The organism is Marivita sp., assembly GCF_048006345.1.
Taxonomy (GTDB): domain Bacteria; phylum Pseudomonadota; class Alphaproteobacteria; order Rhodobacterales; family Rhodobacteraceae; genus Marivita.
Window position 1 is genome coordinate 2,170,245 of sequence record NZ_CP180351.1, and the last position, 13,116, is coordinate 2,183,360.

14 protein-coding genes and 1 tRNA gene are annotated in these 13,116 nt (G+C 60.1%); 11 read left to right on the forward strand and 4 right to left on the reverse strand.

Annotated elements, in window-relative coordinates; translation table 11 throughout:
• Positions 1-84: 84 nt before the first annotated feature.
• The 3 genes from ACMVPR_RS10665 (at position 85) to ACMVPR_RS10675 (ending at position 2,345) form a co-directional block, all read left to right on the forward strand.
• A complete protein-coding gene (locus tag ACMVPR_RS10665) occupies positions 85-735 on the forward strand; it encodes a GntR family transcriptional regulator (RefSeq protein ID WP_416882862.1) in 651 nt (216 codons plus the stop codon).
• Positions 732-1,760: an AbrB family transcriptional regulator gene (locus ACMVPR_RS10670; protein WP_416882863.1), complete on the forward strand. Its 1,029-nt coding sequence runs from the start codon at positions 732-734 to the stop codon at positions 1,758-1,760. Before ACMVPR_RS10665 ends, ACMVPR_RS10670 begins: the two co-directional genes overlap by 4 nt.
• 96 nt (positions 1,761-1,856) lie before the next feature.
• Complete coding sequence (locus ACMVPR_RS10675) at positions 1,857-2,345, forward strand: HNH/ENDO VII family nuclease (RefSeq protein ID WP_416882864.1); 489 nt, start codon at positions 1,857-1,859, stop codon at positions 2,343-2,345.
• 47 nt (positions 2,346-2,392) lie between these two features.
• Here the strand turns inward: ACMVPR_RS10675 and ACMVPR_RS10680 are convergent.
• Together ACMVPR_RS10680 and ACMVPR_RS10685 are read right to left on the reverse strand one after the other, a co-directional pair.
• Positions 2,393-2,479: transfer RNA gene (locus tag ACMVPR_RS10680), tRNA-Leu, on the reverse strand.
• A gap of 72 nt (positions 2,480-2,551) precedes the next feature.
• On the reverse strand, positions 2,552-3,043 hold the full coding sequence (locus tag ACMVPR_RS10685; protein WP_416882865.1) for a DUF2306 domain-containing protein: 492 nt from the start codon (positions 3,041-3,043) through the stop codon (positions 2,552-2,554).
• A 93-nt stretch (positions 3,044-3,136) separates the two neighbouring features.
• Between ACMVPR_RS10685 and ACMVPR_RS10690 the strand changes: the two genes are divergently transcribed.
• On the forward strand, positions 3,137-3,910 hold the full coding sequence (locus tag ACMVPR_RS10690) for a LytTR family DNA-binding domain-containing protein (protein WP_416882866.1): 774 nt from the start codon (positions 3,137-3,139) through the stop codon (positions 3,908-3,910).
• A 48-nt stretch (positions 3,911-3,958) separates the two neighbouring features.
• Here ACMVPR_RS10690 and ACMVPR_RS10695 read toward each other — a convergent pair whose 3' ends face one another.
• Positions 3,959-5,677, reverse strand: coding sequence for a peptidoglycan-binding domain-containing protein (locus ACMVPR_RS10695; RefSeq protein WP_416882867.1), 1,719 nt, complete (start codon positions 5,675-5,677; stop codon positions 3,959-3,961).
• Positions 5,678-5,768: 91 nt separating this feature from the next.
• Between ACMVPR_RS10695 and lipB the strand changes: the two genes are divergently transcribed.
• From lipB to ACMVPR_RS10730, 7 genes are all read left to right on the forward strand, one after another.
• Complete coding sequence (lipB, locus tag ACMVPR_RS10700; RefSeq protein ID WP_416882868.1) at positions 5,769-6,479, forward strand: lipoyl(octanoyl) transferase LipB; 711 nt, start codon at positions 5,769-5,771, stop codon at positions 6,477-6,479.
• 69 nt (positions 6,480-6,548) lie between these two features.
• Positions 6,549-8,483, forward strand: coding sequence for a PhoX family protein (locus ACMVPR_RS10705; protein WP_416882869.1), 1,935 nt, complete (start codon positions 6,549-6,551; stop codon positions 8,481-8,483).
• A gap of 268 nt (positions 8,484-8,751) precedes the next feature.
• A complete protein-coding gene (gene ctaD, locus ACMVPR_RS10710; RefSeq protein ID WP_416882870.1) occupies positions 8,752-10,425 on the forward strand; it encodes a cytochrome c oxidase subunit I in 1,674 nt (557 codons plus the stop codon).
• Positions 10,426-10,541: 116 nt separating this feature from the next.
• The gene (locus ACMVPR_RS10715; RefSeq protein ID WP_300582407.1) at positions 10,542-10,763 is read left to right on the forward strand and encodes a type II toxin-antitoxin system CcdA family antitoxin; all 222 of its coding nucleotides are present in this window, start codon (positions 10,542-10,544) and stop codon (positions 10,761-10,763) included.
• A 3-nt stretch (positions 10,764-10,766) separates the two neighbouring features.
• A complete protein-coding gene (locus tag ACMVPR_RS10720; RefSeq protein WP_416882871.1) occupies positions 10,767-11,066 on the forward strand; it encodes a CcdB family protein in 300 nt (99 codons plus the stop codon).
• A 6-nt stretch (positions 11,067-11,072) separates the two neighbouring features.
• Positions 11,073-11,564, forward strand: coding sequence for a DUF2244 domain-containing protein (locus ACMVPR_RS10725; RefSeq protein WP_416882872.1), 492 nt, complete (start codon positions 11,073-11,075; stop codon positions 11,562-11,564).
• An 11-nt stretch (positions 11,565-11,575) separates the two neighbouring features.
• Positions 11,576-12,472: a hypothetical protein gene (locus tag ACMVPR_RS10730; RefSeq protein ID WP_416882873.1), complete on the forward strand. Its 897-nt coding sequence runs from the start codon at positions 11,576-11,578 to the stop codon at positions 12,470-12,472.
• Between the two features lie 58 nt (positions 12,473-12,530).
• Here ACMVPR_RS10730 and ACMVPR_RS10735 read toward each other — a convergent pair whose 3' ends face one another.
• Positions 12,531-12,995 carry a GatB/YqeY domain-containing protein gene (locus ACMVPR_RS10735; RefSeq protein ID WP_416882874.1) on the reverse strand — a complete coding sequence of 155 codons (465 nt, stop codon included), beginning with the start codon at positions 12,993-12,995 and terminating at the stop codon, positions 12,531-12,533.
• Positions 12,996-13,116 lie beyond the last annotated feature (121 nt).

Sequence of the window (13,116 nt, forward strand, 5' to 3'; positions counted from 1 at the left end):
CTCCTGGCGCGTTTTTTTACGTCCGCGGATGTTTGACTCGCTCCAATTGATATCGTACTCATTTTGTATCCGAAGGGATACAAAATGTCCGACCCCAATAAATCCTCCTTCTCCAGCGGCGAGGCAGCCTATGCCAGCCTGATCGACGCCCTGCGCAGCGGTGACTTTGCGCCCGGTGACCGGTTGCGAGAGGAAGATGTGGCCCAACGGCTTAACCTCTCCCGCACCCCTGTGCGCGAGGCGATCAGGCGGCTGGAAAACAACGGCATTGTCGAACACCGCCCCCGCATCGGCGCGGTGATCCGCAAGCTTTCGCAGACCGAGGTGGTCGAGCTTTACGAGATGCGCATCGTGCTCGAACGGACCGCCGCCCGTATGGCGGCACAGCATGGGTCCGAGGCTGAGTTCGACGCGCTGGACGACATGAACGCCCGGATCCTCGATGCACAGGACACGCCAACTTTGGGCGCGGCGATCAATCAGGACTTTCACGAGGCGCTTTACCGCGCCGCCCGCAACCGGTTTCTGCTGGCCTCGGCCGAGGCGATCAACAACGCGCTGATCCTGCTTGGCCCGACGACGTACTTAGACCCCGACCGCATCCGCATCGTCGTGTCGCAGCATGGCGACGTAACCACCGCGCTGCGCCAGCGAGATGGAGACCGCGCCGCCGACGCTGCGGAGGCACATCTGCAAACTTCGCTGCGCTACCGACTCAAAGGCATGTCCGCATGATAGTCGTCCTGCGCACCTTTGCGATCGCAGGTGTGGGTGTGGCCCTGTTCAAGCTGTTACATCTGCCGCTGCCGTGGCTGATGGGACCGATCTTTGCCTGCCTTGCCGCAGCCCTTGCCGGTGTGCCCATGCGCGGGGTCAAACCGCTCAACGACACGATGCGCACCATTCTGGGCGTCGCCGTTGGCGCAACGCTGACCCCCGCCGTGCTGGCAACCTTCCCGGCGATGTGGCCCACGTTGCTGCTGGTCCCCGTGATGGTCGCGGTGATCGGGGTGACCGGCGTGCCCTATTTCCAGCGCTTCTGCGGCTACGATTTCGCCACCGCCTATTACGCGACCATGCCGGGTGGCTTGCAGGATATGATTGTCTTCGGCGAAGAAGCCGGTGCCAATGTCCGCGCGCTCAGCCTGATCCACGCGACACGGGTGATGGTGATCGTGGTCGCCCTGCCCTTCCTGCTGATCGGCATCTGGGAGGCGGACCTGTCGAACCCGCCCGGTGCGCCCGCGACTAGTATCCCGCCACTGGAGCTGCTGCTGATGGCCGTCTGCGCGATCACCGGCTGGCGACTGGCGAAACGGGTGGGCCTTTTCGGCGCGTCAATCCTTGGGCCCTTAATCGTCACCGCCGCGCTGACGCTCGCAGGCGGGCTGCACAACCGCCCCCCTGCCGAAGCGATCTGGGCCGCGCAGTTCTTCATCGGCATGACCATCGGCACCAAATACGCCGGGATCACGATGGCCGAGATTCGCAAGGACCTCGCCGCCGGTCTGGGCTTTTGCGGCATCCTGATCGTGCTGACGCTGATCTTTGTGGAGGCGATCTACGGACTCGACTTGGCCCCCGGCAGGGAGGCATTGCTGGCCTTCGCCCCCGGAGGTCAGGCGGAACTGACTGTACTTGCGCTGATCGTGGGGGCAGACGTCGCCTTTGTCGTGGCGCACCATGTATTGCGGATTTTCGTCGTCATCATGGGCGCGCCCTTGGCAGCGCGAGTGTTCCGAAAACGGCTTGCAAAGTAGCACCACCAAGACAAGCGCTTGCTGATGAGACAAACTAGCGAAAATAGTGTATTCTGAATTTCACATTGATCAGGAAACATTTGATGGACGGACGCCATGTCCCTGACTTTTCAGCAAAAAGGCAATTCCAGCCTGAAAAAGAACCCGTGCGGCCTTGAGAGAGTTCGCATCCCACAAATACTCGAAACCAGATACGGCAAGATCTACGATGGAGGCCTCGCAATGCGGGGAACCGATCCATACAAGGACCCGTGGGTCGGCTTGCTAAGGGGGCAACTCTGGACCTGGGACGGCAAGAACATCGAAATTATGCTGAACGGCCAACCACCCTATGGCAAAGATGGCGCGAAGATTCAGCTACATCATCGAGCAAACCAACCGAACGGTCCGCTTGATGAGCTTCTGAAGACAGAGCACAACACACAACACGGCTTGTTCCATGACGACGATGAAAGCCTCATCGACCGAGCGATTTTCTCAGGCAGCACACGAGCGCAATATGATGCGGAAATCTGGTCGAAACAACGTGGGCGTTACTGGGTGACGCGCGCTATCTGCCATCTGGAGCAAAAGAAATTCTGCTAGGCTTTCCTTGGCCAATCGACCGGCTAATCTGGCGTAGTTCTGAAAAATGGTGCGGTCGAGAAAACTCGAACTTCCACGGGAGTTACCCCACAGCGACCTCAACGCTGCGCGTCTACCAATTCCGCCACGACCGCACTGTCTTGACTTGGTAGGCGGCTCATTAGCGAAGGTCGCAATCGGGGGCAAGGGCAAATTTTGACAAACTCTCATGCCCAGCCCCATCGCGCCCTGTGCTGCCGAATGACGCGCAGCGCAACCAGTCCGAGAAGGACCGCGATCACCAGCCAACCCAGCTGTGATGGCGCCCCGAACAGCATCCGATTCATCGTGCGGCCCGGCAGAAAAGTGAAGGCACCGGCGATGATGAGACCGTTCGAATAGAGGCTGCGCAGGATCGCCTCGTGCCGCTCGATGTCGCGGGCGATGGCGGCCTTGATCCCGGTCCAAAGCGACCAGAGCGTCAGAATCGCGAACCCGTGCAACGGGCCGATGCCGATGGGTGTGAAATGCGACGGGATCAGGAACGCCCCGACGGCCAACACCGTCATCGCTGTCACCCAGACATAGCCAACCACCTTGTGTGTCCGGTCCCGCCTGCGTCGATAAAGGGCGACTGGCCCAAGGATGAGAGCCAGCACAGCGGCAATGATATGTACCTGAATGGGCATCGGGGCAGTCAGAAAAGGCAAAAGCGTCATGGCGTCCTCTTGTCGTCAGGGTGTCGATGAGGCACCAAAACGACGCGGCACCGCATGCCGCCAGAAAGGATACGCCAATGACGGCCCAGCTTCGTGAGTGACCCGCGCCCGCATCCCGCGCTTCGTGAATGGCGGGCGCATTTGCTGCATCCGCTGACCCTGACAGCGTTGGCGGCGGTGAGCGTGGTGCTGTGGCTGATCGGGCCGTTCGGGACGTTGTCTTCGCTGTCGCTGCTGCCGCGTGCGGTGTATTGGACTGTGCTGACAGTTCTCGGCTACGTCATCGGCTATCTCATCGCCTACGCGGTCTTGCGGCCTTCGCTCTCTGGCAGGGCGCATCTGGCCCGCATTCTCTTGGCGGGATGCCTGACCGGGTTCGCGATGACTGCGCTTGTCAGTGCGCTGAACTGGCCGGTCTTTGGCGTTGTGCCCTTTGGCCCCGGCAGTCTGACGCTCGCGGGCACGACGCTGGTGATCTCGGTGATCGTGATGGCCGTTATCGACCTCTTCTCGCGGCACCTGTCCCCCGCGCCCGCAGATGCTCCAGAGACGGTGCCGTTGCTCGACCGCCTTCCCTTCGACAAACGCGGGGCTTTGGTCGCGATCTCGGTCGAGGATCATTATGTCCGCGTGCGTACCACCAAGGGAGAAGAGATGATCCTGATGCGCCTTGCAGATGCGATCCGCGAAGTGGGTGCCACACCCGGCGCTCAGGTGCACCGTTCGCATTGGGCGGCCTTCGATCAGGTCGCCGCAGTCACCCGCGATGGCGACCGGGCGGTGTTGCAAATGACCATTGGGGGTGACATCCCGGTCAGCCGACGCCATATCCCGACGATCAAGGAGGCGGGGCTGTTGCCCCGGTAATGCATCCCGACGCAGTGCCGGGATGCAAATAAGTTCATGACCCTAGACTTATTCCAGAACCAGCAAGGGCAAGGCCGCCTGCTGAGGCTGCGTGACCGGTGCTGCCGCTGCGCTGGGCTGACCGGACATCATCATCGCTGCCTTCTGGACAAGGGTCATACGCTCTGGCTGACCCGGTGCGAACACCGAAACGCCATTTGCACCAAAGGAACTGAGAGCCGCATCGTACCATGACGCCGCAATCTCGCTACGCTTCGACGCGCCGATCCCCTGGCTCAGATGGTGTCCCGTCAATTCAGCATACCCTGCTTCGCCGAGCGCGGTGAGCAGCAGCGCCGATCCCATCGCAACGTCCATATCATCGACCCGGTAGCCGACCGACAGACAGACGCGCGCTGTGCCTGCAAGCTGTTGGGGCGACATGCCACTCGACAGAATGAAGGACGAGACGCCTTGCAAAACCTCTTCGCGTGATTTCAGCGAAACGGCCAGAACATGGTCTTTGAGCACCGGCCCGAAACCCTTGCACTGCGCGGTGATCTGCTCGGGCGTTGCACCTTGCACCTTGGCCATCAGGTCTTCACCCTGTGCCATCGCATAAGTGCGTGTGAGGCACATCTGTTCAGCCAGTGCGAAATCCGGATCGCTGAGCGTTGCTTCGGTGACGAAGCCGCCATTGGAACTGGTGAGCAAGCTGACCTTGTTGCAGAAAGACGCGAGAGATTGCTGCGCCGGGGCTTGCCCGCCCACCATGAACGAAGGCAATTGCGCTGCGGGCGCGGCCGCGGCGGCTGGCACCTGACCACTCACCACGGCTTGTGCGCTGGGCACAGGCAAAGCAGGCATAGCTGCTGCAGGTGCACCGGCCAGCTGGGTTTGAGGCAGAGTTGGTTGTGCAGCTTGCGGTGCAAGATTCGCAGCCGCCATTTGCGGTGCATTGTCGGTCTTTGTGCATGTTCCGCGCACACAGGAGAACATCGCCGGGGTCACATTGAACGCCTGGAAGTCATTGCGCTCATACCCCTCAGGGGTCGATGCGAAGACCCGAACCGTACAGGCTTGCGCGTTACACCAGAAGGCCGAGCCGGTCACCGACGTGTCGATGATATAATCCGTCTGCCCATCGCCGTTGATATCCGCGAGCTGGATAAAGCCATGGCGCTGAACCAGTTGTTCCGCTGACGGGTCCGAGCTTTTGGCCACTTCATTGACCGCCGCGGCAACGATCGAAGGCAAGCCGTAATGCCCGCCGATCGCAGCAGTGGCGCTGTTGCCCGAGCCGTTCATTTGTTCATCGCGATAGATGATCAGCAGGCCGCGCACGCCCTGCGGGTTGCTTGCAATCAGTTGTGCCGTGTTTGGTCCGCCAGCTTGAGCACGGTAATAAGAGGAAATCAGGAAATCCTGCTCGAAAGACGTGAGTTGGCCCGTCGGAGAATACCCCAAATGCGCCTGATACGAGGAAATCGCGGCGCGGGAATTGCGGCCCATTACACCGTCCGGCGTGCCTGCATTAAACCCGAAATAATTGAGTGCGACCTGCGCCTGACGATTCAACTCGCGCTGCGCGCTGCTGATGCTCGGTTTCGCGGCGGCTGTGTATGTGCGCTTGGGCGCAGAACTGCGCTGTTTGTTGCTGTTGCTGATTGCACCGCCAATCACCCCACCGATAATACCACCGATCAAAGCATCGTTGGCCATTGCGGGAATAGGCGCCGCCATAAGGCTGACCGCCAATACGGTATTAAGAGAAATCCGACGGAACATTGCGAAGCCTTTCAAAACATGTTCATTGCAGAGGAAATCGGCGAAAAATTGCCACCATTCTGGATCGAATGAACCGCGAGTCAAGAAAACAATGGCGACACCACAGGTCGAATGGCGCATCACCGACGGGTTGACGGATTATGACGAGGCCGTGGCTTTTATGGAGGCGCGGGCGGCGGCGATTGCGGAAGGCACTGCCGAGGAATTGGTTTGGCTGGTGGAACATCCACCGCTTTACACCGCTGGAACCAGCGCCAAGGTTGAAGACCTGAAAGACCCCGACCGCTTTCCCGTCTTCCAGACCAAACGGGGTGGTCAGTATACCTATCACGGCCCCGGTCAGCGGGTGGTCTATGTCATGCTCGATGTGGGCAAGCGCGGGCGGGATGTACGGTGTTTCGTACAGGATCTTGAACGCTGGGTGATTGCGACCTTGGGCGAGTTTGGCCTGACCGGCCATATCCGCGACGGGCGTGTGGGGGTCTGGATCGAGAGGCCTGAGAAGAAAAGTTTACCTGATGGTAAAATCGCCGAGGACAAAATCGCGGCAATCGGAATTCGCCTGCGCAAATGGGTGAGCTTTCACGGAATCTCGATCAATGTCGAACCCGACCTCTCGCATTTCGACGGCATCGTGCCCTGTGGGATCACGCAATATGGGGTGACATCGCTGGTCGATCTGGGGCTGCCGGTGACGATGGACGATGTGGATGTCGCGCTGCGGCAGAGCTTTGACGGCGTTTTCGGCGATGCAGCAAAACTGACACAAACCTGTCACGGAACTGATACGCGAATCCGGTGAATTGCCCGCGACCGGCGCGGCGCAGGACGCCGCCGACCGGCTTTCGTCAATCAACATCGGACATGGATCATGACACCCAAAGACATTCACGACCTTTCTGCAGACGAATGGGACGAGCTGAATTTCCCACGCCCCGAAGGCAATGATTTCGACAAGGTGGTCGAGCGCGCGATCTCGCGTCGTGGCTTCCTTGGCGGTGTTCTGGCATTCGGTTCTGGTGCCGCTGTCATGGGCGCAGGCATGCTCAAAGGCACCACGGCGATGGCGCAGCCTGCGTCGCGCTTCCCGTTCACACCGATCGCGGCCCAGACCGACGGCACGATCCACGTGCCCGAAGGCTACAGTTGGAAGACCGTCGTCCGCTGGGGCGATGCGCTTTTCTCGGATGCTGAAGGCGCGTTTGACCCCGCCAACGGCGTGGCGCTCGAGCATGCAGACCGCGTGATGGGCGAAAACACCGACGGCATGGAATTGTTCAATGTCGACGGCCGCGAGATTTTCGTCGTCAACAGCGAATACGTGAACCCCAAGGTCAACCTGCCGCACACCGAAGACGGCATGCCAAAATCGCTGGACGATGTGCGCATCCTGCAAAGCTTTCAGGGCGTGACCGTCATGGAACTGGCACAGGGCGATGATGGCTGGTCGGTCGTGATCGACAGCCCCTACAACCGCCGCATCCACCACAACACGCCGATGACATTCTCTGGTCCTGCGGCCGGTCACGACCTGCTCAAGACCGAAGCCGATCCGACCGGCATGGCGTCGCTGGGCACGTTCAACAATTGCGGGTCCGGCCGGACACCGTGGGGCACGTACCTGACCTGCGAAGAAAACTTCAACGGCTATTTCGGTGCTGTGTCCGAAGTGTCCGCGAACTCGATGGTGATGGACGGGTTCCGGCGCTACGGCGTATCCACCAAGGTGGATGCGGGCCGCTACAACTACCACGGTTTCGATGCGCGCTTTGACATAGCAACCAACCCGAACGAGCCACATCGCGCGGGCTATATCGTGGAAATCGACCCGGCGAATCCGAACTCGACCCCGATCAAGCACACCGCTCTGGGCCGGTTCAAGCATGAGAACGCCGCCTATGGCATCGCTGCAGATGGCCGCGTTGTGGTCTACATGGGTGACGACGAGCGTGGCGAGTTCATGTATCGCTGGGTCAGCAATGACGTCTATGTGCCGGGCGAAGATACCTCGACCCTGTTGGTGGACGGCACGCTGTCTGTCGCCGTTTTTGGGGACGACATGAGCGGCCGCTGGGTTCCGCTGACACCGGCGACAACCGGTATGGACCAGGCGATGATCTCGATCTTCACCCGCATGGCGGCCTCCAAGGTCGGCGCGACCACGATGGACCGTCCCGAATGGATCGCCGTTCACCCGAACGCATCCGAAGCCTATTGCTGCCTGACCAACAACTCGCGCCGCGGTGTGTTGAACGACGATGGCACCGTGCGCACCAATGCCGGTGGCGACCCGATGACGGTCAACGCTGTCAACCCGCGAGACACGAACCGTTACGGTCAGATCGTGCGTTGGCGCCCCGAGGGCGGTGACCACGGCGCGGACGGGTTCTCGTGGGATCTCTACGTGATGGCGGGCAACCCGACGGTTGCAGAAGGCGCGCAAGCGGGTTCGGCAAACATCAACGCAGGCAACCTCTTCAACTCGCCCGACGGCATGGTCATCGATAACACCGGTCTGATCTGGATCCAGACCGACGGCGACGACAGCAACGAGGGCGATTTTGCCGGCATGGGCAACAACCAGATGCTGGCGGGCGACCCTGTGACAGGCCGCATTGAACGCTTCCTGACCGGCCCGAACGGCTGTGAAGTCACCGGCCTGTGCTGGTCGACAGATCGCCGGACGATGTTCATCGGTATCCAGCACCCGGGCGACAACGGCGGCAACTGGCCGGATGGCGAAGGCAGCCTGCCGCGGTCTGCAGTCGTTGCCGTCACCCGCGACGATGGTGGCCTGATCGGCTAAACCGTTTTCACGCGCACATGACACCCCGGACGCGAAGTTGCGTCCGGGGCTTTTCATTTTGAGAAACAACACATTGATATCAGCGGCTTGGCCCATTGCGGTCAGCGCGCGGTTGCGCCAACGCTCCGACCAAAGTGCGACAATAAAGTTTGATCTGCGTCAAATACGTCCGTTGCCGCCGCCGGTCTCACATTCTAAAACGGCGATGGAACAAATGGCGCTCGGAGAATCCCTGCGCCTTTTTATTGGGAACCAGCAGGAGGCAGATATGGCAGACGCCGCCATTCACGGCCACGAACATGAAGACCAGCGCGGCTTTTTCACCCGCTGGTTCATGTCCACGAACCACAAGGACATCGGGATTCTCTACCTGATCGTCGCAGGTCTCGCGGGCTTCATTTCGGTGGCCTTTACCGTTTACATGCGCATGGAGCTTATGAACCCCGGTGTTCAGTACATGTGTATGGAAGGCGCCCGCCTGACCGCAGCAGCGGTTGGCGAATGTACCCCGAACGGCCATCTTTGGAACGTTTTGATCACCGGTCACGGCATCCTGATGATGTTCTTCGTGGTGATCCCGGCGCTTTTCGGCGGGTTTGGCAACTATTTCATGCCGTTGCAGATTGGCGCGCCGGACATGGCGTTCCCACGTCTGAACAACCTGTCCTTCTGGCTCTTCGTGGCCGGTACGACGCTGGCGATCTGCTCGGTCTTCGCACCGGGCGGCAACGGCCAGCTTGGCTCGGGTGTGGGTTGGGTTCTCTACCCGCCGCTGTCGACCACTGAAGGCGGTATGTCCATGGACCTCGCAATCTTCGCGGTCCACGTGTCGGGTGCGTCGTCCATCCTTGGTGCGATCAACGTGATCACCACCTTCCTGAACATGCGCGCACCGGGCATGACGCTCTTCAAAGTGCCGTTGTTTGCTTGGTCGATCTTTGTCACAGCCTGGCTCATCCTTCTTGCGCTGCCGGTTCTGGCAGGCGCGATCACCATGCTGCTCACCGACCGTAACTTCGGCACGACCTTCTTTGATCCCGCAGGCGGTGGTGACCCGATTCTCTACCAGCACATTCTGTGGTTCTTTGGCCACCCGGAAGTGTACATCGTGATCCTGCCGGCATTCGGCATCATCAGCCACGTCATTGCCACCTTCAGCCGCAAGCCGGTCTTCGGTTACCTGCCGATGGTCTGGGCGATCATCGCAATCGGTGCACTGGGCTTTGTCGTGTGGGCGCACCACATGTACACCGTGGGCATGTCGCTGACCCAGCAGTCCTACTTCATGCTGGCCACGATGGTCATCGCGGTGCCGACAGGCGTTAAGATCTTTTCTTGGATCGCGACGATGTGGGGCGGCTCCATCGAGTTCAAGACACCGATGCTCTGGGCGTTCGGCTTCCTGTTCCTCTTCACCGTGGGTGGTGTGACCGGGATCGTTCTGTCTCAGGCCGCTGTGGACCGGGCCTACCATGACACCTACTACGTGGTTGCGCACTTCCACTACGTGATGAGCCTTGGTGCGGTGTTCGGCATCTTCGCGGGCATTTACTTCTACTTCCCCAAGATGACCGGCAAGATGTACCCGGAATGGGCCGGCAGGCTGCACTTCTGGACGTTCTTCATTGGTGCAAACCTGACGTTCTTCCCGCAGCACTTCCTGGGTCGTCAGGGTATGCCGCGTCGCTACATCGACTATCCGGAAGCCTTTGCCTTCTGGAACTACATCTCGAGCTGGGGCGCGTTCCTGTCCTTCGCCTCGTTCCTGTTCTTCATCGGCGTGATGGCTTGGAGCCTTGCCCGTGGACGCGCGGAAACAGCGAAGAACCCGTGGAACGAATACGCGGACACGCTGGAATGGACCCTGCCCTCCCCGCCGCCCGAGCACACGTTCGAGCAGCTGCCGAAGCGGGAAGACTGGGAAAAGTCGCACGCACACTGAGCTGAGAGTAATTTGAAAAGAAAGGCCCCGGTGGAAACGCCGGGGCCTTTTGCTATCAAACCCACCGTTGTTTGCGGGTAGGTTTGATAGTACACTTCTTCCACAGGAGTATACTTATGCCACGCAAGTCCACCAGTCTCAGCCTTGACGCCGACCTCATCGCTCGGGCCAAAAACGCCGGAGTGAACCTGTCCCGCGCTGCCGAAGCGGGGATCGAACAGGATGTCCGCCGTGCCGAGGCGGAATTATGGAAAGACGAAAACAAAGCTGCGTTTGAGGCTTATGACAAGTTTGTGGAAGAACACGGCATTCTGTTGTCCAAACACCGTATGTTCTGACGCATGGCCCGTCAGTTCGACATTTACCGTAGCGATGACGGCGTTCTAGTCTTGGTGGTTCAAGCAGACATCCTGATGCACCTTCCCACGCGGGTCGTAGTTCCACTTGTGTCGAACAAAGATATGAACACCGGTTTTAAGACCCTCATGCCGGTCATTCTTGAGGGTGACAGCAAGATGCATCTTTTTCCTCAGCAGATGGCAACTGTCATGACGTCTTCACTTGTGACCTACATAGGCTCTGCCGCACATCAGCGCGACGAGATTATCCGCGCTTGCGATCTTCTATTGACCGGGTATTGAACCACCATGCCATATACTTGGACCGACACCTCTCAGGACAACCAGGAACTGCGCCTGTGGCCGCACCAATCGCTGCCTGCCCATGGGTTTGCGGCGACTATCCTTGGCATCTTCACCCTTTCCACGATCCCGCTTTATGGGCTGATCGGCACGGTTCTGCTGTGGGGTATCCTGCCCTTCATGCTGATGGCGCTGGGTGCCATGTGGTACGCGCTGCGGCGGAACGAGCGGGATTTGCAGATCATGGAAGTGCTGACGCTGACACCTGACGATCTGCACCTGACCCGGCAAACGCCGAAAGGCGCACCGCAGGAATGGCACTGCAACCCGTACTGGACGCAGGTCAATCTGCACCAGAAAGGCGGGCCGGTGCCGCATTACGTCACGTTGTCCGGTGCCGGAAGAGAGGTTGAGATCGGCGCGTTTCTGAGCGAAGACGAACGCAAAGAGCTGTACGCAGAGCTGAGTGAGAAGGTTCGGCGCATCGCCACCCCCTGACCCGAGGCTGCATGGCACAGGTTCCCGCCGTCCCGAAACTCACCCGCGCGCGGCATTTGCTGCGCACGACGCTGTTGGGTCGGACTGATCCGACTGCACAGATGGTCGCATCGGAACGCGCGGCTCTGGCGGTTCGGGAGCGGGACATTCCACACGAGACGGCACGGCAGGTGACGTTCCTGCTGCCCATGGTCGGCCCCGATCACGTCGGCGACTGGGAAGCTGTTGTGGCGCGGCTGCGGACCACCCTGGAAGGGTTCGTGGCACAAGATGCCCCTGACTGGTGTGCAGCGGTCTGTTGCCAGTCACGGCCTGACCTGCCGGATGATCCCCGCATCACCTACCTACCCTTCACCGACCCCACGCCGGGCAACGACAAGTGGCGCAAGCTGCGGGTGCTTTGCGAAGCGCTTCCCGATCTGGTCACGCGACCGGGCTATGTGATGTCCTTCGACGCGGATGACCTGTTGCGACAGGGCACTGTGACCGAGATGCTGACACGGCAGAAGCGCGGCGGGTATCTTGTGCAATCGGGCTATGTCATGGATGTCGCGACCGGCGACATCGGACTTGCCGACAGGCGCAGTCTGTCCGCCCCGATGCGCAAACCCTTCTGGAAGCTCTGCGGCAGTTGTGCAGCCGTCTATCACACGCCGTCAGAGCCAACCTCGACCGCCTTCCTGGCCGAGATGACGCAGCATGAACACCGGATGTTTCCCTATCTCGCAGCGCTTGCGGGGCAGACATTAAGCCCGCTGTTGCGGCCATCGGTGCTCTACATGCTGAACCATGGCGAGAATTTCGGCGCGCGGCGGGGACGCGTGGGATACAAGACGCGGTTTGTACAGCGCTACCGGATCGACGACCCCGACGTGCTGGACACCCTCAAAAGTGAGTTCGGTCTGTGACACCGGAGGGCCCTGCGTCGACGCAGGGCCGCGTTTCCGTTGACGGAAACGCTTATGTTCACAGGGCTGCGAGCCGGTCCTTCACCATGCCGCCCACCGCACCGAAATCCATCTGCCCGGTGTATTTGGATTTGAGCGCACCCATGACGCGGCCCATGTCCCGGATCGACGATGCACCTGTTTCGGCCACCGCAGCATCCACGGCTGCAGTCACCTCATCATCCGTAAGCTTTCGCGGCAGAAACTCCTCGATCACGCCAATCTCGGACAATTCCCGCTCGGCCAGATCAAGCCGCCCGCCTTCTTCGTAGGTCTTGGCGGTATCCTTGCGCTGCTTGACCATTTTCCCAAGGATGCCAAGGACTTCGTCGTCCCCCACCCCGTCTTCGTTGCCTTCCCCACGGGCTGCGATGTCACGATCCTTGATCGCGGCATTGATCAGCCTGAGAGTCGAGAGCCGTGCACTGTCCTTGTCGCGCATCGCCTGTTTGACAGACGTGTTGAGCCGGGTGCGAAGGTCCATGAGTTCCTATCCCAAGGTTGAACGAGCGCGCACATTAAGCGAGGACCCTTTCAGAAGCAAGCACCCAGCATTTACGCTAAGCCATTGATAAACAACACTATCACATTTTCCGACTTCACTT

Excerpts from the sequence above, each read along its gene's own strand:
- lipB (WP_416882868.1), top strand. The coding sequence starts at position 5,769 with ATGGCGACACCACAGGTCGAATGGCGCATCACCGACGGGTTGACGGAT.
- ACMVPR_RS10685 (WP_416882865.1), bottom strand. The coding sequence starts at position 3,043 with ATGACGCTTTTGCCTTTTCTGACTGCCCCGATGCCCATTCAGGTACAT.
- ACMVPR_RS10665 (WP_416882862.1), top strand. The coding sequence starts at position 85 with ATGTCCGACCCCAATAAATCCTCCTTCTCCAGCGGCGAGGCAGCCTAT.
- ACMVPR_RS10720 (WP_416882871.1), top strand. The coding sequence starts at position 10,767 with ATGGCCCGTCAGTTCGACATTTACCGTAGCGATGACGGCGTTCTAGTC.
- ACMVPR_RS10725 (WP_416882872.1), top strand. The coding sequence starts at position 11,073 with ATGCCATATACTTGGACCGACACCTCTCAGGACAACCAGGAACTGCGC.
- ACMVPR_RS10735 (WP_416882874.1), bottom strand. The coding sequence starts at position 12,995 with ATGGACCTTCGCACCCGGCTCAACACGTCTGTCAAACAGGCGATGCGC.
- ACMVPR_RS10670 (WP_416882863.1), top strand. The coding sequence starts at position 732 with ATGATAGTCGTCCTGCGCACCTTTGCGATCGCAGGTGTGGGTGTGGCC.
- ACMVPR_RS10705 (WP_416882869.1), top strand. The coding sequence starts at position 6,549 with ATGACACCCAAAGACATTCACGACCTTTCTGCAGACGAATGGGACGAG.
- ACMVPR_RS10730 (WP_416882873.1), top strand. The coding sequence starts at position 11,576 with ATGGCACAGGTTCCCGCCGTCCCGAAACTCACCCGCGCGCGGCATTTG.
- ACMVPR_RS10715 (WP_300582407.1), top strand. The coding sequence starts at position 10,542 with ATGCCACGCAAGTCCACCAGTCTCAGCCTTGACGCCGACCTCATCGCT.
- ACMVPR_RS10695 (WP_416882867.1), bottom strand. The coding sequence starts at position 5,677 with ATGTTCCGTCGGATTTCTCTTAATACCGTATTGGCGGTCAGCCTTATG.
- ctaD (WP_416882870.1), top strand. The coding sequence starts at position 8,752 with ATGGCAGACGCCGCCATTCACGGCCACGAACATGAAGACCAGCGCGGC.
- ACMVPR_RS10675 (WP_416882864.1), top strand. The coding sequence starts at position 1,857 with ATGTCCCTGACTTTTCAGCAAAAAGGCAATTCCAGCCTGAAAAAGAAC.